The 26,049-nt window shown below is 61.0% G+C and carries 19 protein-coding genes; 12 read left to right on the top strand and 7 right to left on the bottom strand.

Annotation, left to right across the window (positions count from 1 at the left end; genetic code table 11):
• The first annotated feature begins 57 nt into the window (after nt 1-57).
• The 6 genes from recC to M5B97_RS11525 all read left to right on the top strand — a co-directional run bounded on the left by recC (nt 58) and on the right by M5B97_RS11525 (nt 11,710).
• Nucleotides 58-3,510, top strand: a complete 3,453-nt coding sequence (recC, locus tag M5B97_RS11500; protein ID WP_248731523.1) for an exodeoxyribonuclease V subunit gamma — start codon at nt 58-60, stop codon at nt 3,508-3,510.
• Nucleotides 3,507-7,181 (top strand): exodeoxyribonuclease V subunit beta, encoded by a 3,675-nt coding sequence (gene recB / locus M5B97_RS11505; protein WP_248731524.1) that lies wholly within the window; start codon nt 3,507-3,509, stop codon nt 7,179-7,181. Before recC ends, recB begins: the two co-directional genes overlap by 4 nt.
• The gene (gene recD, locus M5B97_RS11510; protein WP_248731525.1) at nt 7,178-9,238 is read left to right on the top strand and encodes an exodeoxyribonuclease V subunit alpha; all 2,061 of its coding nucleotides are present in this window, start codon (nt 7,178-7,180) and stop codon (nt 9,236-9,238) included. The genes recB and recD overlap by 4 nt, the downstream gene beginning before the upstream one ends.
• A gap of 150 nt (nt 9,239-9,388) precedes the next feature.
• Entirely contained in the window at nt 9,389-9,955 is a 567-nt protein-coding gene (locus M5B97_RS11515; RefSeq protein WP_248731526.1) for a YfiR family protein, read from the top strand.
• The gene (locus tag M5B97_RS11520; protein WP_248731527.1) at nt 9,952-11,214 is read left to right on the top strand and encodes a diguanylate cyclase; all 1,263 of its coding nucleotides are present in this window, start codon (nt 9,952-9,954) and stop codon (nt 11,212-11,214) included. Before M5B97_RS11515 ends, M5B97_RS11520 begins: the two co-directional genes overlap by 4 nt.
• A 4-nt stretch (nt 11,215-11,218) precedes the next feature.
• A complete protein-coding gene (locus M5B97_RS11525; protein WP_134660261.1) occupies nt 11,219-11,710 on the top strand; it encodes an OmpA family protein in 492 nt (163 codons plus the stop codon).
• A 252-nt stretch (nt 11,711-11,962) separates the two neighbouring features.
• Here the strand turns inward: M5B97_RS11525 and M5B97_RS11530 are convergent, their stop codons facing one another.
• The gene (locus M5B97_RS11530) at nt 11,963-12,910 is read right to left on the bottom strand and encodes a LysR family transcriptional regulator (protein ID WP_248731528.1); all 948 of its coding nucleotides are present in this window, start codon (nt 12,908-12,910) and stop codon (nt 11,963-11,965) included.
• A 129-nt stretch (nt 12,911-13,039) separates the two neighbouring features.
• On the opposite strand from M5B97_RS11530, the gene M5B97_RS11535 reads away from it, so the two are divergent.
• Nucleotides 13,040-14,557 (top strand): CoA-acylating methylmalonate-semialdehyde dehydrogenase, encoded by a 1,518-nt coding sequence (locus M5B97_RS11535; protein WP_248731529.1) that lies wholly within the window; start codon nt 13,040-13,042, stop codon nt 14,555-14,557.
• 15 nt (nt 14,558-14,572) lie between these two features.
• Nucleotides 14,573-15,460, top strand: coding sequence for a 3-hydroxyisobutyrate dehydrogenase (gene mmsB, locus M5B97_RS11540; protein ID WP_248731530.1), 888 nt, complete (start codon nt 14,573-14,575; stop codon nt 15,458-15,460).
• Between the two features lie 108 nt (nt 15,461-15,568).
• On the opposite strand, the gene M5B97_RS11545 is transcribed toward mmsB, so the two are convergent.
• The gene (locus tag M5B97_RS11545; protein ID WP_003230905.1) at nt 15,569-15,913 is read right to left on the bottom strand and encodes a cupin domain-containing protein; all 345 of its coding nucleotides are present in this window, start codon (nt 15,911-15,913) and stop codon (nt 15,569-15,571) included.
• A 239-nt stretch (nt 15,914-16,152) separates the two neighbouring features.
• Here M5B97_RS11545 and kynB point away from each other — a divergent pair, with 239 nt between their 5' ends.
• Complete coding sequence (gene kynB / locus M5B97_RS11550; RefSeq protein WP_248731531.1) at nt 16,153-16,803, top strand: arylformamidase; 651 nt, start codon at nt 16,153-16,155, stop codon at nt 16,801-16,803.
• Nucleotides 16,800-17,657 (top strand): tryptophan 2,3-dioxygenase, encoded by an 858-nt coding sequence (gene kynA, locus M5B97_RS11555; RefSeq protein ID WP_015885870.1) that lies wholly within the window; start codon nt 16,800-16,802, stop codon nt 17,655-17,657. The genes kynB and kynA overlap by 4 nt, the downstream gene beginning before the upstream one ends.
• Nucleotides 17,658-17,900: 243 nt before the next feature.
• Here kynA and M5B97_RS11560 read toward each other — a convergent pair whose 3' ends face one another.
• The 4 genes from M5B97_RS11560 to antA all read right to left on the bottom strand — a co-directional run bounded on the left by M5B97_RS11560 (nt 17,901) and on the right by antA (nt 22,336).
• Nucleotides 17,901-19,298, bottom strand: a complete 1,398-nt coding sequence (locus M5B97_RS11560) for an amino acid permease (protein ID WP_248731532.1) — start codon at nt 19,296-19,298, stop codon at nt 17,901-17,903.
• Between the two features lie 70 nt (nt 19,299-19,368).
• Nucleotides 19,369-20,376: an anthranilate 1,2-dioxygenase electron transfer component AntC gene (gene antC / locus M5B97_RS11565; RefSeq protein ID WP_248731533.1), complete on the bottom strand. Its 1,008-nt coding sequence runs from the start codon at nt 20,374-20,376 to the stop codon at nt 19,369-19,371.
• Nucleotides 20,377-20,453: 77 nt separating this feature from the next.
• Nucleotides 20,454-20,945 (bottom strand): anthranilate 1,2-dioxygenase small subunit, encoded by a 492-nt coding sequence (antB, locus tag M5B97_RS11570; protein WP_134660254.1) that lies wholly within the window; start codon nt 20,943-20,945, stop codon nt 20,454-20,456.
• Complete coding sequence (gene antA / locus M5B97_RS11575) at nt 20,945-22,336, bottom strand: anthranilate 1,2-dioxygenase large subunit (protein ID WP_248731534.1); 1,392 nt, start codon at nt 22,334-22,336, stop codon at nt 20,945-20,947. Before antA ends, antB begins: the two co-directional genes overlap by 1 nt.
• 505 nt (nt 22,337-22,841) lie before the next feature.
• On the opposite strand from antA, the gene M5B97_RS11580 reads away from it, so the two are divergent.
• Nucleotides 22,842-23,825, top strand: a complete 984-nt coding sequence (locus tag M5B97_RS11580; protein WP_134660252.1) for a helix-turn-helix domain-containing protein — start codon at nt 22,842-22,844, stop codon at nt 23,823-23,825.
• 99 nt (nt 23,826-23,924) lie between these two features.
• Here the strand turns inward: M5B97_RS11580 and M5B97_RS11585 are convergent, their stop codons facing one another.
• Nucleotides 23,925-24,800 carry a LysR family transcriptional regulator gene (locus tag M5B97_RS11585; RefSeq protein ID WP_248731535.1) on the bottom strand — a complete coding sequence of 292 codons (876 nt, stop codon included), beginning with the start codon at nt 24,798-24,800 and terminating at the stop codon, nt 23,925-23,927.
• Between the two features lie 114 nt (nt 24,801-24,914).
• Between M5B97_RS11585 and M5B97_RS11590 the strand changes: the two genes are divergently transcribed.
• Complete coding sequence (locus tag M5B97_RS11590) at nt 24,915-26,042, top strand: muconate cycloisomerase family protein (RefSeq protein ID WP_248731536.1); 1,128 nt, start codon at nt 24,915-24,917, stop codon at nt 26,040-26,042.
• The last annotated feature ends 7 nt before the right edge of the window (nt 26,043-26,049 follow it).

Genomic DNA, 26,049 nt, shown 5'->3' on the forward strand with positions numbered 1-26,049 from the left:
AGACACCTTCAATGCTAAAGTCCACGCCTTGATTTTGCTTTTTCCAAGGAAGCCGTTATGCCGCAAGCGACGTCCCTCAGCGCTGGATTCATGGTGGTTCACGGCAATCGCCTGGATGAACTGCGCAGCCTGGTGGTCAGTTGGATGCGCCGCTATCCTCTGGCGCCCCTGGAAAACGAGATCGCTCTGGTACAAAGCAACGGCATCGCCCAGTGGCTCAAGTTGGCCCTGGCTGAAGATCCGGAAGATGACGACATGGGCGGCTGCGGTATCGCCGCCGCAATCGATGTACAGCTTCCCGGCAGCTTTATGTGGCAGCTTTACCGTATGGTCCTGGGCCGTGACGAGATCCCGCCTAAGTCCCTACTCGATAAAGCCCCGCTGACCTGGCGCCTCATGCGGCTCTTACCAGAACTCATCGATCAGCCGCATTTCGAGCCGCTACAGCGCTTCCTTACCCACGACACGGATTTGCGCAAACGCTACCAACTCGCCGAGCGCCTGGCCGATCTGTTCGACCAATACCAGGTCTACCGCGCCGACTGGCTGGAAGACTGGGCTGCCGGCCGGCATCAACTGCGCAACGGACGAGGCGAATCCAAGCAGCTGAATCCCGCCAATTGCTGGCAAGCCGAATTATGGCGTGCGTTGTTGCTGGATGTGGGTGAGGAGGGCATGGCCGAAAGCCGTGCAGGCGTTCACCAGCGTTTCATCGAGCGCATCAATACGCTGGAGACGGCTCCTAAAGGTCTACCGTCCCGGGTGATTGTTTTCGGGATTTCATCGCTGCCCGCCCAGGCACTGGAAGCACTCGCAGGTCTAGCACGCTTCAGCCAGGTGTTGCTGTGCGTTCACAACCCGTGCCGTCACCATTGGTCCGACATCGTCGCTGACAAAGACCTGCTGCGTAACGAATACAAACGCCAGGCGCGCAAAGCCGGCATGCCGGTCACGATCGATCCGCAAAGCCTGCATCAACACGCACACCCGCTGCTCGCCGCCTGGGGCAAACAGGGCCGTGACTACATCAGCCTGCTGGACAGCTACGACGACCCCAACAGCTACCGCGCGGCATTCCGCGACGGTCGCATCGACCTGTTCAGTGAAAGTGAACCCTGCACCTTGCTTAATCAACTGCAGGACGACATTCTCGAACTGCGCCCGCTCAATGAAACACGCGAGCTGTGGCCTGCTGTCGACCTGGAGCACGATACGTCAATCCGCTTCCACATCGCCCACAGCGCCCAGCGCGAAGTGGAGATCCTCCACGACCAACTGCTGCAACGCTTCAGTGCCGACCCCACGCTGCGCCCCCGCGATATCATCGTCATGGTCCCCGACGTTGACAGCTACGCGCCGCACATTCGCGCGGTATTCGGACAGCTTGAACGAAATGACCCACGCTTCATCCCCTTCACACTCACCGACCAGGGCCAACGGGGTCGCGATCCTTTGTTGATCGCCGTCGAGCACCTGCTGAAACTCCCCGACAGCCGCTTCCCCGTCAGCGAAATCCTCGACTTGCTCGACGTTCCCGCCTTGCGCGAACGTTTCGCGATCAAGGAGCGCGACCTGCCGACGCTGCACCGTTGGATCGAAGGCGCCGGTGTCCGCTGGGGGCTCAACGCCGAGCAGCGTGCCGGCCTCGGTCTGCCAAACGAGTTGGAGCAAAACAGTTGGCGATTTGGCCTGCGCCGCATGTTGCTGGGGTACGCGGTCGGCACTGGGGCGGCCTGCGACGGCATCGAGCCCTATGATGAGATCGGAGGCCTGGACGCCGCCCTGATTGGCCCGCTGGTTGCCTTGCTTGACGCACTGAGTGATGCGCATCACGCGCTCTCACAACCTGCCGCTCCCCAAGAATGGGGCGAACGCCTGCAACGCCTGATGCAGCGCTTCTTCCTGGCCAGCAGCGAACACGATGACTACTTATTGAGCCAACTTGAGCAACTCAGGGAGACCTGGCTGGAGACCTGCGAGTCCGTCGGTCTACATGATGAGTTGCCCCTCACCGTCGTCCGTGAAGCCTGGTTGGCCGGCCTTGACCAAGGTCGTCTGTCCCAGCGCTTTCTCGCCGGCGCTGTCAATTTCTGCACGCTGATGCCCATGCGTGCGATCCCGTTCAAGCTCGTCTGCCTGCTCGGCATGAACGATGGCGATTACCCACGCGCCCAACCGCCGCTGGACTTCGACCTGATGGGCAGCGACTACCGTCCCGGTGACCGTTCACGTCGTGAAGATGATCGTTACCTGCTGCTCGAAGCGCTGCTGTCAGCCCGCGACCAGCTCTACATCAGTTGGGTGGGCCGCAGCATCCGTGACAACAGCGACCGCCCGGCCTCGGTACTGATCGGCCAATTGCGTGACCACCTCGCCAGTGGTTGGCATAACGCACAGCCACAAACACCACTTATCGAAGCGATGACCCAGGAGCACCCGCTCCAACCCTTCAGCGCCCGCTACTTTCATGAAGGCGACGCGCTGTTCAGCTATGCCCGCGAATGGCAGTTACTGCACGAAACGCCTGACGCCGTGGCACAAGAATACGAACTGGCTGCGCACCAACAAGAAGAGCCCCTGAGCCTCGGCCAGTTGCAGGACTTCCTGCGCAACCCGGTCAAACATTTCTTCAGCCAACGTCTGAAAGTGTTCTTTGAAGCCGCCGAAGTGCCGTTGGCCGATGAAGAACCTTTCGTCCTCGACGCACTGCAACGCTACAACCTCAGCGACAGCCTGCTCAACGCCGCACTGGTTCGACCCGATCATGTGGACCAAGCCCTCAATGCCCAAGCCCAGCGCTTGCAAGGTAGTGGCATGCTGCCCATGGTCGGTTTCGGCGAGTGCCTGCGTAACGAATTGATCGAGCCGTTACCCGGCCTGCTGCAACGCCATCAGCAACTGCTGGCTCTCTGGCCCACGCCGCACACGGGGGCAGAGCCGGTCAGCTTTGAGCACCAGGGCATTCAATTGGAGGGCTGGATCAGCGGCCTGCACCGACGCAGCGATGGTGGACTGTTAAGCGTCACCACGATCCCCAACAGCATCGGTTCGATCAAAACGCGCAAGTGGCATCGCCTGATTCGCCCGTGGGTCAATCATGTGGTGGCCTGCGCCTGCGGTCTTTCACTCAGTACAGGTCTGGTGGCAAGCGACGACACCTTGCTACTTGCCCCGCTGGATCAATCGGCAGCTCGGGAAATCCTCGGCAACCTGCTGCTGGCCTGGCACACCGGCATGCGAAAACCGCTCCCGGTGGCCGTTAAAACCGCGTTCGCCTGGCTCGGCCAGACCGATCCCGCCAAGGCCCAAGCGGCTGCAAGCAAAGCCTACGAAGGCGACGGTGTGACCCACGACGGTGAGCGCCGCGAAACCCCGGCGCTCACCCGGCAATTTCCCGATTACGCAACGCTTATCGCCAGCGAAGAATTCGAAGGTTGGTGCGAAACCCTGTACCGCCCACTGATCAACGCCCCATGGCGATCGCTGACCAGTTCGGAGGCCGGCGCATGAGCAGCAAACCCTTGGCCCTGGCCTTCCCGCTCAAAGGTAGCCAACTGATCGAAGCCAGTGCCGGCACCGGCAAGACCTTCACCATTTCCGCCCTGTACCTGCGCCTGGTACTCGGCCACGGCGACGAAGAGTCCGGCTTCGGCCGTGAACTGTTGCCACCGCAAATCCTCGTCGTGACGTTCACCGACGCCGCGACCAAAGAGCTGCGCGAACGTATCCGCATTCGCCTGGCCGAAGCTGCGCGCTTCTTTCGCGATGAAATCGAGCAACCGGATGCGCTGATCGCCGACCTGCGCGACCAATATCTGCCCGAGCAGTGGCCCGCCTGCGCCAATCGCCTGGATATTGCTGCGCAATGGATGGACGAAGCTGCCGTCTCGACTATCCACAGTTGGTGCCAGCGTATGCTGCGCGAGCACGCCTTCGACAGCGGCAGCCTGTTCACCCAGACCCTGGAAACCGACCACAGCGACCTGCTTGGCGAAGTGCTGCGCGATTACTGGCGGTTGTTCTGCTACCCGATGCACGGTGACGCACTCAACTGGGTGCGCAACCACTGGGGAGGCCCGGCGGCACTGATGCCACGGGTACGCGCGCTGTTCGGCAGCGAACGGCCGACGGACGAAACCCGCGAGCCGGCTGAGCTGATCAACGCCTGCCTGCAAGAACGCCGCGAAGCGCTGATACAGCTCAAATCGCCCTGGCAACAATGGGCTGCCGAGCTTCGCGATATCTGCTTGCAAGCCGTGGCTGACAAAGCCGTCGATGGCCGCAAGATGCAAGCCCGCTACTTCGAGCCCTGGTTTGAAAAAATCAGTGCCTGGGCCGCGGACGAAACCCTCGAACAACTCGACATCGGCACCGGCTTCACGCGCCTCACACCCGAAAATATGGCCGAAGCCTGGAAGGGCGAGCCACCGCGCCACCCAGGCATTGACGCGATGGCCGGTCTCAAGGCCGCCCTCGACGCGCTGCCAACCCCTGATGCTGCCGTGTTGCAACACGCGGCCGGCTGGGTAGGCAAACGCTTCGAAGATGAGAAGCGCCGACGTGCCGAAATGGGGTTCGACGACATGTTGATCCGCCTCAACGCCGCCCTGCACGCCGAAGGCGGCGAGCGCCTGGCCAGCGTGATCCGCGAGCAGTTCCCGGTGGCTCTGATCGATGAGTTCCAGGACACCGACCCGGTGCAATACAGCATCTTCGACAGCATCTACCGTATCGAAGAAAACCATCTCGACAGTGGCCTGTTCCTGATCGGCGACCCCAAACAGGCGATCTACGCGTTCCGCGGCGCCGATATCTACACCTATCTGCGTGCCCGCCAGTCCACCACCGGCCGCCACCACACCCTGGGCACCAACTTCCGCTCCAGCCACGCGATGGTCGAGGCGGTGAACCACGTGTTCCAACGTGCGGAAATCGGCCGTGGCGCATTCCTGTTCCGCGAGCCGAATGGCGACAACCCGGTGCCGTTCCACTCGGTGTTGTCACAAGGCCGCAAGGAGCAATTGCAAATCGATGGGCAGACACTGCCGGCGATGAACCTTTGGCACCTGCCCACCGATCAGCCAATTTCCAACGCGGTGTATCGTCAGCAACTGGCGGCCGCCTGTGCCACGCATATCGTTGCGTTGCTCAATGGCGGGCAACAAGGCAGCGCAGGCTTCCTGCAACCGGACGGCAGCTTCAACGGCGTGCTCCCGTCAGACATCGCCATCTTGGTACGCGACGGCAAGGAAGCCCAAGCCGTACGCGCCGAATTGGCTGCCCGTGGCGTGCGCAGCGTGTATCTGTCGGACAAAGACTCGGTCTTCGCCGCCCAGGAGGCCCACGACCTGCTGGCCTGGCTCAAGGCATGTGCCGAACCTGACGTCGAGCGTCCGCTGCGGGCGGCATTGGCCTGCGTCACCCTGAACCTGTCGCTGCATGAACTTGAACGTCTGAACCAGGACGAACTGGCGTGGGAAACCCGCGTCATGCAATTCCGCGGCTACCGCGCGATCTGGCGTACCCAAGGCGTGTTGCCGATGCTGCGACGCCTGCTCCATGATTTCAAACTGCCGCAAACCCTGATCGCTCGTAGCGATGGTGAGCGTGTGCTGACCAACCTGCTGCACCTCAGCGAGTTGCTGCAACAGGCTGCGTCGGAGTTGGACGGTGAACAGGCGCTGATCCGCCATCTGGCCGAACACCTGGCGCTATCCGGCCAGGCTGGCGAAGAGCAGATCCTGCGCCTGGAAAGCGATGAGCAACTGGTCAAGGTCGTGACCATCCACAAGTCCAAAGGGCTGGAATACGACTTGGTATTTCTGCCCTTTATCTGTTCGGCCAAACCGGTGGATGGCAGCCGTTTGCCGCTGCATTATCACGATGAAAGTGGCAAAGCCCAGGTAAGCCTGCGGCCGACCGCCGAGTTGATCGCCCAGGCCGACGACGAACGCCTGGCCGAAGACCTGCGCTTGTTATACGTCGCCCTGACTCGTGCTAAACACGCTTGCTGGCTCGGTATCGCCGACCTCAAGCGCGGTAACAACAGCAGCTCGGTGATGCACCTGGCCGCGTTGGGCTATCTGCTCGGCGCAGGGGCTTCCCTGGGCGAATCCACCGCGCTGGCGCGCTGGCTGCTGGACGTGCAGGCCGGCTGCGCCGCCATCCACTACGGCCACGTGCCCGAAGCGCAAGCCAACATGTTCCACCCGCCACGCAACGAAGCCACCTTGCTCGCGCCGTTGCTGCCAAAGCGCAAGGCTGCCGAAAACTGGTGGATCGCTTCCTACAGCGCTTTAAGAATTGGCGACAGCATGAGCGCCGTCAACCTTGAAGCACCGGAAAGCCCACAAGCCCAGAAACTGTTTGACGACGAACGCCTCGACCCCGACGCACCGCGTGAAGTCGCGGCGTCTGGCGGCGACATCCACCGTTTTCCACGCGGCCCGAACCCTGGGACTTTCCTCCACGGCCTGTTGGAATGGGCGGGGGAGGAGGGCTTCAATGTGACCCCCGAGGCTATTGAAAAAGCTGTGGGCGCGCGCTGTAACCGGCGTAACTGGGAGGGCTGGATAGTCACCCTCAGCGGCTGGCTGGGCCAGCTACTGCAGACACCGCTTGCGGTGGATAACGATCTGGTCACGCTCAGCAGCCTGCAGCACTACCAGATCGAAATGGAGTTCTGGTTCGCCAGCCACAAGGTTGACGTGCTCGCCCTCGACAAGCTGGTGTGCCAGTTCACCCACAACGGCGCCTCTCGCGTGGCCGCCGAACCGGTATTGCTCAATGGTATGTTCAAAGGGTTTATCGACCTGACGTTTGAGCACGCCGGCCGTTATTACGTGGCGGATTACAAATCCAATTGGCTTGGCCCCGACGACTCGTCCTACACCTTTGAGGCCATGGAACAGTCGATCCTGGAGCATCGGTACGACCTGCAATACGTACTTTACCTGCTTGCCCTGCACCGCCAGTTGAAGGCCCGGCTACCGGATTACGACTATGACCGTCACATCGGCGGTGCGCTGTATGTGTTCCTGCGCGGCACTCAGTCTGCAAGCAAAGGCGCGTATTTCACCCGGCCGCCACGGGAACTGATCGAAGGCCTGGACCTGTTGTTCCAGGGCAAGCCCATCCCGCCCAAGGTTGAGCCTGCCTGGGAACAAGGAGTTCTGCTATGAGCCTGTCACCGCTACCGCTTGAGGAACTGATGCCCCTCAACCGCGCCAGCGACCTGGTGCAACTTTTGGAGCGCTGGGTGGAGCGCGGTTGGTTGCGCGCCTTGGACAAAGCGTTTGTCGGCTTCCTGCACGAGCTCGACCCACAGGCCGACCCTCTGGTATTGCTGGCGGCGGCGCTGACGAGTCACCAACTGGGCCATGGTCACGTGTGCCTCGACCTGTTCGAAACCCTCAAGGCGCCCGACTTTGCCCTGTCATTACCGCCCGAGGGCGACGTGCAAACCGGCGCCATGCTGCTGCCGTCGCAATTGCTGGACGGCCTTGACGGCGCTCACTGGTGCCATGCACTGGCTGCCAGCCATTTGGTTGCATTGGCGGTTGATGGCAGTGAGGCTGCCCATAGTCGTCCGTTGGTCCTGTCCGGCACGCGCCTGTACCTGCGGCGCTACTGGGTCTACGAGCGGCGCATCGACACGGCGCTGCGCCTGCGGCTGGCAACTGAGGAAAGCATCGCCGCCGATTTGCCGCAACGCCTGGATCGCTTGTTTGACCAACCCCCACCGGACGGCGTGATCGACTGGCAAAAACTCGCCTGCGCCCTGGCCACTCGCGGAGCCTTCAGCATCGTCACCGGCGGCCCGGGCACCGGCAAGACCACTACCGTGGTGCGTCTGCTCGCGCTGTTGCAGGCACCGGCCGTCGAGACCGGCAACCCGCTGCGCATCCGCCTGGCTGCGCCTACCGGTAAAGCGGCTGCGCGCCTGACCGAATCCATCAGCCAACAGGTACTGTCGCTGAATGTGCCGAGCAGCGTGCGGGAAAAAATCCCGACCCAGGTGACCACCGTTCACCGCCTGCTGGGCAGTCGCCCGGGCACCCGGCACTTCCGTCATCACCTTGGCAACCCGCTGCCGCTGGATGTGTTGGTGGTGGACGAAGCCTCGATGATCGACCTGGAAATGATGGCCAACCTGCTGGACGCCTTGGCGCCTCATGCCCGGTTGGTCTTGCTGGGTGACAAGGATCAGCTGGCTTCGGTGGAGGCAGGCGCTGTACTCGGTGATCTGTGCCGTGACGCCGAAGCGGGCTGGTACAGCCCCGATACCCGCCAATGGCTGCAAGCCGTCAGTGGCGAAGACCTTGGCGCCAGTGGCCTGTTGGAAGACGTCGATGGCAGCCATCCGTTGGCCCAGCAAGTGGTCATGCTGCGCTATTCGCGGCGGTTTGGTGAGGGCAGCGGTATCGGCCAACTGGCGCGTTGGGTCAACCAGCAGAATGCCGAAGAAGCGCGCAAACTGTTGGCCGCGCGCAGTCACGATGACCTGTTCTGCCTCAGCCTCAAGGGCGAGCACGACCACGCCTTGGAGCGCCTGGTGCTGGACGGGCAGGGCGATGAGGCCCATGGTTATCGCTATTACCTCAACCTGTTGCGCAGCGCGCGGCCGGCCCTGGACACCCCACGCGAATCCGCCGCCTGGACCCATTGGGCGCAACAACTGCTGCAAGCCTTCGACGCCTTCCAACTGCTCTGTGCAGTGCGCAAAGGCCCATGGGGCGTGGAAGGACTGAACCTGCGCATCACCGCCGCGTTGCGCAAAGTGCGACTGATCGAAGGTGACGACCCATGGTACGAAGGTCGTCCGGTGCTGATGACCCGCAACGATTACGGCCTGGGCTTGATGAACGGCGATATCGGCATCGCCCTCAAACTGCCTGAAAGCGACGGCGGCCCACAGGTATTGCGCGTGGCCTTCCCACGTAACGATGGCCAGGGCGGTGTGCGTTTTGTACTGCCCAGCCGTCTGAATGATGTGGAAACCGTGTACGCCATGACTGTGCATAAATCCCAGGGTTCGGAATTCACTCACACCGCGCTGATCCTGCCGGATACGCTGAACCCGGTGCTGACCAAGGAATTGATCTACACCGGCATCACCCGTGCCAAGCGTTGGTTCAGCCTGATCGAGCCCCGTGGCGGTGTGTTTGAAGAGGCGGTGCGACGTAAGGTCAAGCGCTTGAGCGGGCTGATGCTGGAGTTGGACGCAGGGGCTGAATAAACTGACTATCGAGTCATGAAATATTTCCGATTGAACGGCGGGATTTTTCTGGAAAAATAGCGAACCCCGCGTAGGTCTTGCTTCGTAGGGATGTTCGCCGCTGTGCTATCGTTGCGGCATCGCCTTGAAAATACCTGAGAGAATCGCTGCATGAACGTGGCTGTACGGTCCACAGCGCGCAGTTCGAGCTGGAGACGCATGTTACTGGTGGCGGTGCTGTGCCTGCTCGCGCCGTCTGTATTTGCCCAACCGCCCAGCCCGGCAGATAACCGCGCCCAGGCAGTCACCCAAGTGGTACTCGGCATCCTCAGTTATGCGCGCTGGCCGACGGAGCCTGCGCAACTGCGGTTATGCATCGTCGGCCCCACCCAGTACACCGACGACCTGATAAAAGGCACCACCCAGGCCACCGGTCGTCCGGTGGTGGTGCGACGCCTGCTGGCCGATCATCCCGATATCGTCAGCGCATGCGACGCCGTGTACATCGGCAAACTCAGCGTCGATGAGCGCACTCGGCTGTTTACCTCATTGATTGGTCACCCGGTGCTCAGCATCAGTGAAGGCGGTGACCAATGCACCGTGGGCAGCCTGTTCTGTCTGCGTGTAGGCGATGAGCAGGTGTCGTTCGAGGTCAACCTGGACTCCGTCGCACGCAGCGGCGTGCGCATTCATCCCAGCGTGTTGCAGTTGTCCCGGCGCCGAGCACCTGCGTCATGACCTCTGTTAAAGCGCGACCAACGCTGCGTTCCGTCATCGGCCGTGGGCACCTGATCCTGGCGTTGGTGGCGGTGACCCTGGCCAGTGTGTCCCTGACCCTGCTCGGGGTGCTGGCACTGCGGGTGTACGCCGAGCACAACCTGCACCTGATCGCCCGTTCCATCAACTACACCGTGGAAGCGGCGGTGGTGTTCAACGACAGTGCCGCCGCCACCGAAGCCCTCAGCCTGATCGCTTCCACCGAAGAGGTGGCCCAGGCTGAAGTCTTCGATGCCAATGGCAATTTATTGGCGCAATGGGTACGCCCGGAAACAGGCATGCTGTCGCAGATTGAACTGGTACTGGCGCACACCCTGCTCGAACAACCTATCAGCCAGCCGGTCCTGCACCAGGGGCGAACCGTCGGCAGCATTCATGTGGTCGGCCACGGCGGCAGCCTGCTGCGCTTTTTGCTCAGTGGCCTGGCCGGCATTCTGATTTGTACCGCCCTCAGCGCCTGGGTGGCGCTCTACTTGGCGCGACGCCTCTTGCAGGGCATCACCCAACCACTGCAAAGCCTTGCCGCCGTGGCCCACGCCGCCCGCAGCGAGCGCGATTTCGACCGCCGTGTGCCACCGGCGCAGATCGCCGAGCTGGACAGCCTGGGCGCCGACTTCAACGCCCTGCTCGGCGAGATGGAAGCGTGGCAGAACCACCTGCAAAGCGAAAACGAAACCCTCGCCCACCAGGCCAGCCATGACAGCCTGACCGGCCTGCCCAACCGCGCTTTCTTCGAAGGCCGCCTTATCCGTGCCCTACGCAGCGCTGCCAAGGTCAATGAGCGTGTAGCGGTGTTGTTTCTCGACAGTGACCGCTTCAAAGACATCAACGACAACTTCGGCCATGCCGCCGGCGATGCCGTGCTCGTGGCCGTCGCCGAGCGTGTGCGCGCGCAATTACGCGAGGATGACTTGGTGGCGCGCCTGGGCGGCGATGAGTTCGCGATCTTGCTGGCACCCTTGCATAAGGCCGAAGACGCCCAGCGCATTGCCGACAAGATCACCGCCAGCATGGACGTACCGATCCCGCTGCCGGGCGATACCCAGGTGGTGACTTCCCTCAGTATCGGCATTGCCATTTATCCCGAGCATGGGGCCACTCCGGGCACCTTGCTCAATGCCGCCGACGCGGCGATGTACCAGGCCAAACGTTTGTCTTCGGGCGGCCAGCAAGCGGCGGAGCCGGAGAGCCCCGTCGTCAACGTTCAACACAGGAGTTGATCCCTTGTTCTCTAATGCGCGCATTCTGTTTATCACTTTGCTGGTGGCCTTTTTAGCCCTCGGCGGCTGCCAGACGGCGCCACCCAAAGGCCTGAGCCCGGCACAAATCGCTGTGCTTAAACAGCAGGGTTTTGAGCTGACGGACGAAGGCTGGGCGTTCGGCCTGTCGGGCAAAGTGCTGTTCGGCAGCGACGTCGAAAGCCTCAACAAGGCCAGTACCGACATCGTCGAACGCATCGGTAAGGCCCTGGTGGGCGCGGGAATCAACCGTGTACGCGTGGACGGTCACACCGACGCCTCGGGCAAGGAACCTTACAACCAGCAGCTGTCCCTGCGCCGCGCCAAAAGCGTGGGCAAAGTGCTGACGGGCGTAGGTATGAAGGAAGAAAATATCCAGCTGCGCGGCCTGGGCAGCAGCGAGCCGGTAGCGCCGAACGACACGGTAGCGGGACGTACCGAGAATCGGCGGGTGTCGATTGTGGTGATCGCGGACTGAGCGTCTTCACCCGTTTCAATCTGACATGCGAACAATGTGGAGAAGGGGCTTGCCTCGATGGCAGTGGATCAATTTGTAGTTGATCCACCGTAATCGGGAGCAAGCCCCTCTCACATTTGAATCGCAGCATGCTTGAGGCTGTGTTCGCCTGACGGCCCGGCGTCGAATGGTGATGGCCAGGCTCGTGAGGCGTCGCTTTTTCGCAATCGCTGAGCCTGGTTGAAATGGGTGAGCTTAGATAAATGGCCCCCTTTAATCCGCGAACGTTATCTCCCGCGTCTCCCCCATCAACAACCCCTGATTCTGCTCCGTCACCTCCCTGATGTAGTCCCACAACAAGGTAATCCGTTTCAACTTCCTCAGATCCTCCCGGCAGTACATCCAGAACTGTCGCGTAATCGCAATCTGGTCCCCCAACACCGGCAGCAATCGCGGGTCCTGCGCTGCCAGAAAGCACGGCAATATCGCCATTGACCGCCCTTGCTGTGCCGCCACGTACTGCGCAATCACGCTGGTGCTGCGCAAACTGGCGCTGGCACCGGGCACCACGTTGGCCAGGTATAACAGCTCCGAGCTGAACGCCAGGTCATCCACATAGCTGATAAACGGATGCTCAGCCAGATCCGTGGGTTTGCTGATCGGCGGGTGTTGGTCGAGGTATTCCTGGGTTGCGTACAGCTGCAGTTTGTAATCGCACAGTTTGCAGCACACATACGGGCCGTGTTCCGGGCGCTCCAGGGCGATGACGATATCGGCTTCACGTTTGGACAGGCTGATGAAGTGAGGCAGCGGCAGGATATCCACCGAGATCGCCGGGTAGGTATCGACGAAGTGGCTCAACTGCGGGGTGACGAAGAAGCTGCCGAAACCTTCGGTGCAACCCATGCGTACATGCCCGGACAGCGCCACGCCGGAGCCGGATACCTGCTCGCAAGCCATGTGCAGGGTGCTTTCGATGGACTCCGCGTAGCCCAGCAAACGCTGGCCTTCGGTGGTGAGCACGAAACCGTTGGTCCGGGATTTTTCGAACAGCAGGGTACCGAGCGACACTTCCAGTGAACTGATGCGCCGCGACACCGTGGTGTAGTCCACCGCCAGGCGCTTGGCGGCCACGCTGGCTTTGCGGGTGCGGGCCACTTCGAGGAAAAACTTCAGGTCATCCCAGTTCAGGGAGCCCAGCGAGGTGATGTTTTTTTGCATGTTGGTCCGGCTTTTATGTGCGTTCTTATTAGAGATTTGCACATCTATACTCCAAAAACAGTCCGAACGCCTCATTTCCAAGGCGATTCACGCGCCTTGTCTCTGCATAACTACAAGATTGGAGACCACATGAACGCTTCCGCCGATATTTCCGTGCAACAGGTCAAATTGCTGATCAATGGTGAGTGGGTCGAGTCCAGGACCACCCAGTGGCAAGACATCGTCAACCCGGCCACCCAGCAAGTGCTGGCCAAAGTCCCGTTCGCCACCGCTGATGAAGTCAATGCAGCCATCGACGCCGCCCACCGCGCCTTCCAGACCTGGAAGCTGACGCCGATCGGCGCACGCATGCGCATCATGCTCAAGCTGCAAGCACTGATCCGCGAACATTCCAAGCGCATCGCCGTGGTGCTCAGCGCCGAGCAGGGCAAGACCATTGCCGATGCCGAGGGCGATATTTTCCGTGGTCTGGAAGTGGTTGAGCACGCGTGCTCCATCGGCACTTTGCAGATGGGCGAATTTGCTGAAAACGTCGCCGGTGGCGTCGACACCTACACCCTGCGCCAACCGATCGGCGTATGTGCGGGGATTACCCCCTTCAACTTCCCGGCGATGATCCCACTGTGGATGTTCCCGATGGCGATCGCCTGCGGTAACACTTTCGTACTCAAGCCGTCCGAGCAGGACCCACTGTCGACCATGCTGCTGGTGGAGCTGGCGCTGGAAGCCGGTGTACCGGCCGGTGTGCTCAACGTGGTACACGGCGGTAAAGATGTGGTGGATGCGCTGTGCACTCATAAAGACATCAAGGCCGTGTCCTTCGTCGGGTCGACCGCTGTGGGCACTCATGTGTACGACCTGGCGGGCAAACACGGCAAGCGCGTGCAGTCGATGATGGGCGCCAAGAACCACGCCGTGGTGCTGCCGGATGCCAACCGCGAACACACGCTTAATGCGTTGGTGGGAGCCGGTTTCGGTGCGGCGGGCCAGCGTTGCATGGCTACTTCGGTGGTGGTGCTGGTAGGGGCGTCCAAGCAATGGCTGCCGGATCTCAAGGCGCTGGCGCAAAAGCTCAAGGTCAATGCCGGCAGCGAGGCGGGCACCGATGTGGGCCCGGTGATTTCCAAGCGTGCCAAGGCGCGCATCCTGGAACTGATCGAAAGTGGTGTGAAAGAAGGTGCCAAGCTGGAGCTGGACGGTCGGGACATCCAAGTGCCGGGCTTCGAGCAAGGCAATTTCGTTGGCCCGACCCTGTTCTCGGGCGTGACCACCGATATGCAGATCTACACCCAGGAAATTTTCGGCCCGGTGCTGGTGGTGATCGAAGTCGCGACCCTCGATGAAGCGATCGCACTGGTCAACGCCAACCCGTTCGGCAATGGCACCGGCCTGTTTACCCAGAGCGGTGCGGCCGCGCGTAAATTCCAGAGCGAAATCGACGTGGGCCAGGTCGGTATCAACATCCCGATCCCGGTGCCGGTGCCGTTCTTCAGCTTCACCGGTTCCCGCGGTTCCAAGCTCGGCGACCTGGGCCCGTACGGCAAGCAAGTGGTGCAGTTCTACACCCAGACCAAAACCGTGACGAGCCGCTGGTTCGACGATGACACGGTCAACGATGGCGTCAACACCACCATCAACCTGCGCTGATTCCGGGAGACGACCATGAAGATTGCATTTATCGGCCTGGGCAACATGGGCGCGCCGATGGCCCGCAACCTGATCAAGGCCGGCCACGCGCTGAACCTGTTCGACCTGAACCAGACGGTCCTCAAGGAATTGGCCGAACTGGGTGGCACCATCAGCGATTCACCGCGTGATGCGGCTAACGGCGCTGAGCTGGTTATTACCATGCTGCCGGCGGCGGCTCATGTGCGTAGCGTTTGGCTGAATGAAGACGGCGTGCTGGCCGGGATCGGCAGTGGCGTACCGGCAGTGGATTGCAGCACCATCGACCCGCAAACCATCCGTGATGTAGCGGCTGCGGCGTCGAAGCAAGGTGTAGCCGTGGCCGACGCCCCAGTCTCAGGCGGCACTGGTGGCGCCAGTGCTGGCACCCTGACGTTTATGGTGGGGGCCACCCCGCAATTGTTCGCCACCCTGCAACCGGTACTGGCGCAGATGGGTCGTAACATCGTGCATTGCGGTGACGTCGGCACCGGCCAGATCGCCAAGATCTGCAACAACCTGCTGCTGGGCATCAGCATGGTCGGCGTCAGCGAAGCCATGGCGCTGGGTGATGCGTTGGGCATCGACACCCAGGTGCTGGCGGGAATCATCAATAGCTCCACCGGACGCTGCTGGAGTTCCGACACCTACAACCCATGGCCGGGCGTGATCGAAACCGCGCCGTCGTCCCGTGGCTACACCGGTGGATTTGGTGCCGACCTGATGCTCAAGGATCTGGGCCTGGCCACCGAAGCCGCGCGCCAGGCGAAGCAACCTGTGATCCTGGGCGCCGTGGCCCAGCAGTTGTATCAATCGATGAGCCAACGCGGCGAAGGTGGCAAGGATTTCTCGGCGATCATCAACAGCTATCGCAAGCCCGAATAAACACTGTGGCGAGGGAGCTTGCTCCCGCTGGACTGCGTAGCCGTCCCATCTTTGGGACCGCCTCGCGCTCCAGTGGGAGGAAGCTCCCTTGCCACACCGTGTTAAAGCTCAAGCAAACACAAAATACTTACGCACTGTCTCCACCACTTCCCACGTCCCCTTCATCCCCGGCTCTACCACGAAGATATCCCCAGCCCGCAGGTGAATCGGCTCCATGCCTTCCGGGGTGATCACGCAGTAGCCTTCCTGAAAATGGCAGTATTCCCACTTCACGTACTCCACGTACCACTTGCCGGGGGTGCAGATCCAGGTGCCCATGATCTTGCTGCCGTCCTCGCTGGTGTAGGCGTTGAGGTTGACGGTGTGCGGGTCGCCTTCGAGTTTTTCCCATTTGCACGCGTCCAGGACCGGCAAGGGATGGGTGTCGCGCAGAACGGTGATGGGCTTGGACATGATGACTCCGAGGCAAGGAATGGAAAGATCCACCCTAAGGCCTTGGGCGTCGCGCCAGTGGTCTGAACTCGACATCGGGATGCCCAGAAGCGCAGGCGTGTTTATTTGATATATCCCAGCGTCAATCGGCCATTTCCTCGCAGTAAGTGCGAAAGATTTCCGGCCTTGCGCCAGAATTCGCAAGAAAATTCGCAGCAGGCCCTCGTATCATTCACCCCATAACGAGTGAGAGCCCTGCAATGAACCCAATAAAAACGTGGTGGGATATCAGCCCGCCCTTGAGCACGGCGACCCCGACCTGGCCGGGTGACACGCCGTTCCAGGAAGAGCGCGTATGGCAGTTCGGCCCGGAGTGCCCGGTGAATGTGGGACGCGTGACCTTTTCGCCGCACACCGGCGCCCACGTGGATGCACCGCTGCACTACAGCGCGGAGGGTGCGCCGATTGGCGAGGTGTCGCTGGAGGTGTACATGGGGCCGTGCCGTGTTTTGCATTGCCTGGACAGCGGCGCGCTGGTGCTGCCGCATCAGTTGGAAGGTCGTGTGGATAACTTGCCGGAGCGCGTGCTGCTGCGCACTTATCCACAAGCGCCCCTGACCGAATGGGACGCGGACTTCACCGCCATTGCCCCGCAGACCATCGAGTTGCTGGCCAGCCTGGGCGTGCGCCTGATCGGTATCGACACCCCGTCCCTGGACCCGCAACAGTCCAAGACCATGGATTCCCATAACGCCGTGGCCCGCCATGGCATGGCGATTCTCGAAGGCATCGTGCTCGATGACGTACCGGAGGGCGACTACGAGTTGATTGCCCTGCCGCTGCGTTTTGCCACCCTCGATGCCAGCCCGGTCCGCGCAATCCTGCGCCCGCTCAAGGAGCCCACGCGATGAGCCAATGCCCGTTCTCTGCTGATTATCAGCCGCCTGAAGAATGGCACAACGCCGAACTGAATTTCTCCGAGTCCATGAGCTACGGCGATTACCTGGACCTGGGCAAAGTCCTCAGTGCCCAGCACCCGCTGTCGCCGGACCACAACGAAATGCTCTTCATCATCCAACACCAGACGTCCGAGCTATGGATGAAACTGATGCTCCACGAACTCAAGGCCGCCCGCGAACACGTGCGCCTGGGTGAACTGCCGCCGGCGTTCAAGATGCTGGCGCGGGTGTCGCGGATCTTTGATCAACTGGTGCACGCCTGGGCGGTGCTGGCGACGATGACGCCGTCGGAGTACAAGGCGATTCGCCCGTTCCTTGGCCAGTCGTCCGGCTTCCAGTCGTTCCAGTACCGCGAGATCGAATTTATCCTCGGCAATAAAAGCGCCGCGTTGTTGCGACCTCACGCTCATCGGCCGGAGCTGTTGAACGAGTTGAAAGTGGCGATTGCTACGCCGTCGCTGTATGACGAGGCGATCAACCTGATGATCAAAGCCGGCCTGGCTATTGATCCGAAACGCGCCGAGCGCGATCCGACGGCGGCGACGGTGCATGATGAATCCGTGGAAGCGGCGTGGCGCGAGGTGTATCGCGACCCGAACCGTTATTGGGACCTGTATCAGTTGGCCGAGAAGTTTATCGACCTGGAGGACTCGTTCCGTCAGTGGCGCTTCCGTCATGTGACCACCGTGGAGCGGATCATCGGTTTTCAGCCGGGCACCGGTGGCACGGAAGGGGTGGGGTATTTGCGCAAGATGCTCGACACGGTGCTGTTCCCCGAGTTGTGGCGAGTACGCTCAACGCTCTAAACAAAAAGCCCCGGATGACCGGGTAATGCCAGTCGGTTAAGGCGGAGCATAGTCACTGTGGCGAGGGAGCCTGCTCCCGCTGGGTCGCGAAGCGGCCCCAGCTTTGAAAAGACTGGGCCTGCTACGCAGTCCAACGGGAGCAAGCTCCCTCGCCACAGGTTACTCGTTGTCCGCTCTATCGCTTAACTGACTGGCCGGATGACCGGGGCTTTTTGTTGGCGGAACACTTCTTTTGCAGGGGATTTATGCGGTCACGGTTTTCGCGGTTTTCATCCGCAACCGATACGCCACGTAGATGATCCCCACCCACACCGGCATCGCATACACCGACTCGCGAATGCCTGGAATCGCCAGCATCACGCTGATGATCAAAAGCATGAACGCCAGGCACAGGTAATTGCTGAACGGGAACCAGAAGGTTTTGAACGACGGCGTCAGGCCTTGTTCGCCCATGGCCTTGCGGAATTTGATGTGGGTGATGCTGATCAGCGCCCAGTTGATCATCAGCGAGGCAACCACCAGGGCGAACAGCAGCTCCAGCGCACTCTTCGGTGCCACGTAGTTGACCACCACGCACAGCATCGTCACCAGCGCCGAAATCGCCAGGGCCCGAATCGGTACGCCTTGCTTGTTCAGCTTCATCAGCGCCTTGGGCGCGTCGCCTTGCTCGGCCAGGCCGAACAGCATGCGGCTGTTGCAGTAAACGCCACTGTTGTACACCGACAGCGCCGCGGTCAGTACCACGAAGTTGAGGATGTGCGCGGCGGTATCGTTGCCGATCAGCGAGAAAATCTGCACAAACGGGCTGCCGCTGTAGGGATCGCCCGAGGCACCGAGGGTTTGCAGCAGTTGGTCCCATGGGTACAGCGACAGCAGTACGGTCAGGGCGCCGACGTAGAAAATCAGAATCCGGTACACCACCTGGTTGATGGCTTTCGGAATCACTTTGCGCGGCTCACTGGCTTCAGCGGCGGTGATGCCCACCAGCTCCAGGCCACCGAACGAGAACATGATGAAGGCCATGGACATCAACAGCCCCATGCCGCCATTCGGGAAGAAACCACCGTGGCTCCACAGGTTACTGATGGACGCCTGCGGGCCGCCGCTGCCACTGAACAGCAGGTAGCAGCCGAGCACGATCATGCCGACAATTGCCACCACCTTGATGATCGCGAACCAGAACTCGGCTTCACCGAAGAACTTCACGTTCAGGGTGTTGATCAGGTTCACCGCCACGAAGAACACCAGTGCACTGACCCAGGTCGGGATCTCGGGCCACCAGAACTGGATGTATTTGCCCACCGCCGTCAGTTCGGCCATACCCACCAGCACGTAGAGCACCCAGTAGTTCCAGCCCGCCAGGAAGCCTGCGTAACCGCCCCAGTATTTGTGGGCGAAGTGGCTGAAGGAACCAGCCACCGGCTCTTCGACGATCATCTCGCCGAGCTGGCGCATGATCAGGAACGCGATAAAACCGGCAATCGCGTAGCCGAGGATCATCGACGGTCCCGCCGACTTGAGCACTCCGGCCGAGCCGAGGAACAACCCCGTACCGATGGCCCCTCCCAAGGCGATCAACTGAATGTGCCGGTTCTTCAGGCCACGCTTGAGGCCTACCGGGTTAACCATGTCATCCGCCATTAACATTCCCTTCTACTTGTTTTTCTTAGGGTAAGTGCACGCCGCATCTGCCCCTCAGAAGTACTGAGGTTCAGATATTACTCTGCGTAAACTTTTCGTAATACAGCTGAACGTCGTTAAGCGCCTGATCCGCCAGCCATTGTTGGACGGATTCGACCATTGGAGGGGGACCGCATAGGTACATATCCGCCGATCTGTCCCGCAATTCGGCCAGGTCGAAATGTTCGGTGAGGTAGCCACGCTTGCCAGGCCACTCGGGCGAGGCGTCACTCAATACCTCGGTGTAGCGAAAGTCAGCGATTTTCGAGGCGTAGCCCTGGATACGCGCCGCTTCGCACAAATCCTCGGCCCCACGCACGCCGTAATACAGGTGCACCGGTTGCTCACAGCCGTTGGCCGCCAGTTCATCGAGCATGCCCAGCAAGGCCGACAGCCCGGTGCCGCCGGCCACCAACACCAAGGGCTTGGTCACATGGCGCAGGTAGAAGGCGCCGAGTGGCGCTTCCATCAACAGTTCATCGCCCACCTGGCAACGCTCGCGCAGGTAGTTGCTCATCACCCCATCGGGCAACAGGCGCACCAGGAATTGCAGTTGATTACCCGGACGGTTGGCAAAGGAATACGAGCGCCAGCTGTCTGTGCCAGGTACGGACAGGCGCGCGTACTGGCCTGGCAGAAAATCCAGCGCCTGATCCAACTGCACCTGCAGGATCGCCGTACTGGTCGACACCTGCTGCACCGCGCTCACCGTGCCACGTACCTGCACCGGGCCTGGCGCATTGCACAGGCTCGAATCAAAGTCGAAGTAGAACGTCGCATCGGACTTCACCCGCGTCTGGCAACTGAGCATCTTGCGTTGTTGCAGGTCGAGGCTGGAGAGGGCTTCCTCATCCACATAATCCTGGCTGTAGTCGCCGGACTCGCAACGGCCCTGGCAGGTGCCGCACACGCCTTCGCGGCAATCCAGCGGGATCTTGATACCGTTACGCAGCGCCGCATCCAGCAGGATTTCATTCGTGCCCACCGGGAAAAACAGCGTCTTGCCATCGGCAAAACTGAAGGCCACTTTGTGATTCATCCACCATTCTCCATGGATTTATATGTGACCCCTTGTAGGCGCGAGCAAGCTCGCTCCTACAGGGGAGTGCGCCACCGTTAGAGGTGATAGAAATCCAGCACCGAGTTGATGGTGTCGTTAAGCAGCAACGCGTGCTTGCGGGTGATCAACCAGCTGTCGCCATCGGGTTTCAGGCGATAGGTGGCGTGGCCGTAAAACTGCTCAGACGTGGCCAGGCGATAAAACAGCGTGTGCCAGTTCAGTCGCACCTCCAGCGTCCCATCCGCCTGCTCGGCAATCCGCACGTTATTGATCAGGTGCAAGGTGCGAGGCATCGGTGTCGCCGAAGCCGCCTTGCCGGTGCGCAAGCGGAACACTCGGTCTTCCAGGCCCGAACGGTTGGCGTAGTAGATCAACGACATCTCCCGCTTGGGGTCGCGGGTATAGACGTGTTCCGAATCCCACTGCGGCAGGTGGAATTCGCTTTGCAGGTCGAACAACTGCACATAGGCGTCCCAATCCTGAGCGTCGCACAGCTCGGATTTACGGTAGAAAAATTGCTCGATCCGGTACTGCAATTGGGCATCCATCACTTCACCTCCCGCAGCTTCAGCGCTTGTTGATCGAGGCCGTTGAGCAGGAACTGCTGCCAGTTGCGGTGCTGGTTCACATACAAGCCTTCGTGGGTGAACTCGGTGCCGGTCATGGCCGGTTGGATACCGATGGCTTCGCTGTTGGGCGTCGGGCCGGTTTCCCAGCGATGGCTGCCACGGGAAATATCGCTCCAGCGCTCCAGGCGGCCCTGGAAACCGCGCTGTGCTTCGCGGAACTCCACCAGGTCATCCGGCGTCCCCATGCCGGACACGTTGAAGAAGTCTTCAAACTGGCGGATGCGGTTTTCACGGTCGGCGTCGGATTCGTTCTTCACCCCCAGGCACTGGCTGATGATCTCGGTCTTGTTCCACGCCACCGGGCGGATGATGCGCAGCTGCGAGCTGATCTGGTCGAGGAAGAACAGGCTCGGGTAGATATTCAGGTTACGCAGGCGGTGCATCATCCACTCGGCCTTTTGCTGACCGTGTTCGGACACCAGGCGCGGCATGATGGTGGCGTAGCCGGAGCGCACGCTGGGGTTGGGCATATCGCTGAACAGCACACTGTGGCCGTTGTTGAAGGCGAACCAGCCGTCATCGGTATTCGCATCGCCGGCGCCGAGCTTGCTGTAGTCCAGGGTGGCGGCAGAGCCGCTGCCGTTTTCAGTGTTCACCTGCTGGCGATGCTGCACCGTGGCCACGTAGTTGTAGTGCACGGTGCTGACGTGATAACCGTCCAGGCCGTTTTCGTTCTGCAGTTTCCAGTTGCCGTCGTAGGTGTACGCAGATTTGCCCGGCAGCACTTCCAGTTCTCCGGTGGCGGACTGGGCGACCATCATGTCGAAGAACACTTTGGCGTCGCCGAGGAAATCTTCCAGGCTGTCGCTGCCGTTCACGTCCAGGCTGATAAACACAAAGCCCTTGTAGCTCTCGATGCGCGCCTTTTTCAGGCCGCGGGTGGCCTTATCGAAACCTTCCGGGTATTCCCCCGGCGCCTTGACCTTGACCAACCGGCCGTCGCTCTTATAGCACCAGGCATGAAAAGGGCAGGTGAAGGTGGATTGGTTGCCCTTGCCGACCCGCGTAAGGGTGGTGCCGCGATGCTGGCAGGCGTTGATCAATGCATTGAGCTGGCCTTCGCCATCGCGGGTGATGATCATCGGCTGACGCCCGGCGCGCAGGGTTACGAAATCGTGCTTATTGGCCAGCTCGCTTTCGTGGCAGGCGTAGATCCAGTTCTTTTCGAAGATCAGTTCCATCTCCAGGTCGAACAGTTCCGGCTCGGTGAACATGTCGCGGGCGATGCGGAACACTTCATCCGCCGGACGAAAATCCAGGCAGCCTTCAATAAACGTTTTCCACTGCTCGACACTTCTTGCACCACTCATGGGAGGCACCTTTTTTGACAGGGCTAATCGGTTAATGCCAGTCAGTTAAGAAGGAGAAAGGCTAAAAAGTAACCGGTGGCGAGGGAGCTTGCTCCCGCTGGACTGCGCAGCAGTCCCATTCTTTGTAAACAAAGAGCGGGGCCGCTTCGCGGCCCAACGGGAGCAAGCTCCCTCGCCACACATACAGCGTTCACCCTTAACTGACTGTCATTAGAGCTAATCGGTGGTTTATTAGAGGCAGCGGGGCAGGGCGTGGGCTATCCGCTTAGTGGGTGATCCTGCTCCGGATAATTGGGCAGCAAATACCCAACCCGGTGCATAACGGTGACGGGATGCGCTACTGTCTTGCGGGGCGATGGTCGCAAAAGTCGGCTTCTTATCCACTTAGTCGACCATTGTTATCCACCCGCTGGCAATTGCGCCGGCGTGGCGCATTACTTGCTGTCAAACAACAACGACGCGCCGCCAGAGCGCGCAACAGCCTAACCGCCGTGGGTGCACCCTGATGAGCAGCCAAACGATTCAACGCTTCGACCTGGAAGGCGCCTGCAGCTGGATGTCCGGTATTTGCGGGCCGCATCGACTGGTAACGGCCACGCCCGAACGCCTGCGGTTCCATCACAGCGCCAATGTGCTCAAGTCCCGCGCCACCACCCTGGGCGTGATCGAGTACGGCACGGATGTGACCATCGACATCGAAGATGCCGAGCACTTCAGCAGCTATAGCCTCAGCCTGCCATTGGTGGGCGAGCAAGAGTTGAGCAAGAACGGTGAGCGCCTGAGTTCCAATCGTGACCAAGGGGTGATCATCTCGCCCAACGAGCATCAGGTGCTGGCGATTTCCGGTGACTGCCGCAAGTTGCAGGTCGTGATTACGCGGGCGGCGATGAGTGAGTCACTCGAGGGCTTGCTGCAACGGCCGATTGAAGCGCCGCTGCGCTTTGAGTCGGTGATGGACGCGGTGGAAGGCGCCTCGGCGTCCTGGTGGCGCATGGCGCGTTATTTCATTGCGGAGCTGGAACACAGCAGCGAATTGTATGACCAGACGGCGTTTACCCGAGACCTCGAAAGCTCGTTGATCAAAGGGTTGATCCTGGCCCAACCGAATAATTATTCCGAAGAGCTGCGCGACGTGCTCGGCGTGAAACTGCCGCACTATCTGATCCGTGCACGGCAGTACATCCACGACAATGCCCGTGAAGCCGTGCACCTGGAAGACCTGGAAATCGCGGCGGGTGTCTCTCGGTTCAAGCTGTTCGATGCCTTCCGCAAGTACTTTGCCCTGTCGCCCATGGCCTATCTGAAGAAGCACCGGCTGGGGGCTGTGCGCCAGGAAATCCTGGAACACGGCGCTACCCGTACCATTTCCGAAATCGCCTTGGGCTGGGGCTTTACCCACCTGGGGCGGTTTTCCGCGGAGTACCGCAAACTGTTTGACGAATCGCCGAGCCAGACCCAGCAGCGCAACGATGCACGTCGCCACCGCTGACCCCTGTAGGCGCGGGATTGCTCGCGAAAAACGTTAACGATGACGCAGGCTCCCTGGATGAATGCGGCGCCCTCGGTTTTTTCGCGAGCAAGCTCGCTCCTACAGCAGCTCTTCCACCAGTTGCAGGCAATGAGTGAGCCCCGGCGACTGGTCATTCACCCGCCGGCTGAGAATGATCGGCGAGGTCGCGGTGGTTTCCACTATCGGCGTGTAACCGATATCGGCGCGGTGCAGCACTTGCACCGAGGCCGGCACCAGCGTCACGCCCATGCCGGCGCCAACCAGGCCGATGGCGGTCTGCAATTCGTTGGTCCACTGTGCGACCTTGAGGCTCAAACCATGGGCGTCGAACAACGCGATCACATGGTCGGCATAGCTGGGGCGCGGGTTGCCGGGGTAGAGCACCACAGGCTCGGCGGCCAATTGAGCGAGGGTCGCGGGTGCGGCGAGCAACGGGTGGCCGGCAGGCAGCACGGCCACCAGTCGATCTTCCACCAGCACGCGCTGGACGATAGCCGGGTCATCGATGCGAATGCGCCCGAAGCCCACATCAATGCGCCCGGCCTCGAGGGCTTCGACCTGTTGCAAGGTAGTCATCTCCGACAGCCCCAACTCCAGCTCCAGCGTCTCGTGATTGCGCAGCCGTCGGATCAACTCCGGCAGCACCCCATACAGGGTCGATGGCGCAAAGCCGATGCCCAGCCAGGTCTTCTCGCCCTGGCCGATGCGCCGCGTGTTGTCGCAGACCGTGTTCAACTGCTCCAGCAGCACGTTGGCGTGCTCATAGAAAAACCGCCCGGCTTCGGTCAGCCGCAGCGGTCGGCCGCGCTCCAGCAGGATGACCCCCAGCTCCTCTTCCAATTGCTGGATCTGCCGGCTCAGTGGCGGTTGGGCAATGTGCAGGCGTTCGGCGGCGCGGGTGAAGTTCAGGGTTTCACCCAGTACCTGGAAATAGCGCAGATGACGCAGTTCCATGTCGGCTCCTTTCATACCTTTATGGTATTGATTGAGACTAATTCTATATTGGAAGCCAATAAAATTGCGGGACAGAATCGGCTCAAACCAATAAAGAACCCAGTGGGTATAGTTATGCCGATTTGTACCATCGAGTCGATCGAAACGATCATCGTCGATCTCCCGACCATCCGCCCGCACAAGCTGGCAATGCACACGATGCAAAACCAGACCTTGGTGGTCATCCGCCTGCGTTGCACCGACGGCATCGAAGGCATCGGCGAAGCCACCACGATTGGTGGCCTGAGCTATGGCAACGAAAGCCCCGACAGCATCAAGGTCAACATCGACCGGCATTTCGCACCGCTGCTGATCGGCCAGGACGCGAGCAATATCAACGCCGCCATGCTGCGCCTGGAGCGCAGCATTCGCGGCAACACCTTCGCCAAATCCGGCATCGAAACGGCCTTGCTCGACGCCCTGGGCAAACGTCTCAACCTGCCGGTCAGCGAACTGCTCGGCGGCCGTGTGCGTGATGCCTTGCCCGTGGCCTGGACCCTGGCCAGCGGCAATACCGAGCTGGACATTGCCGAGGCCGAGAAGATGCTCGACCTGCGTCGTCACCGCCTCTTCAAATTGAAGATCGGCGCGGGTGAGGTGGACCGCGACCTGACCCATGTGATCGCGATCAAAAAGGCCCTGGGTGATCGCGCGAGTGTGCGAGTCGACGTCAACCAGGCCTGGGACGAAGCCGTGGCCCTGCGCGCGTGCAAGGTGCTGGGCGATAACGGTATCGATCTGATCGAACAACCCATCTCGCGCAACAACCGTGGCGGCATGGCGCGGCTCAACCTGTCGAGCCCGGCGCCGATCATGGCCGACGAGTCTATCGAATGTGTGGAAGACGCCTTCAACCTGGCCCGCGAAGGTGCGGCTTCAGTGTTCGCCCTGAAGATTGCCAAGAACGGCGGCCCCCGTGCCGTGTTGCGCACCGCTGCGATTGCCGAAGCGGCAGGTATCGGCCTGTATGGCGGCACCATGCTTGAAGGGGGGATCGGCACCCTGGCCTCGGCCCATGCCTTTCTCACACTGAACAAACTGGCGTGGGGCACCGAGCTGTTCGGCCCGCTGTTGCTTACCGAGGACATCCTTGCCGAGCCACCGGTGTATCGCGATTTCCAACTGCATGTCTCCACCGCACCGGGCCTGGGCCTGACCCTCGATGACGAGCGCCTGGCGTTCTTGCGTCGTGACAAACACTAAGAGGTGC

It is taken from the genome of Pseudomonas sp. MWU13-2517 (genome assembly GCF_023242545.1).
Classification (GTDB): Bacteria; Pseudomonadota; Gammaproteobacteria; order Pseudomonadales; family Pseudomonadaceae; genus Aquipseudomonas.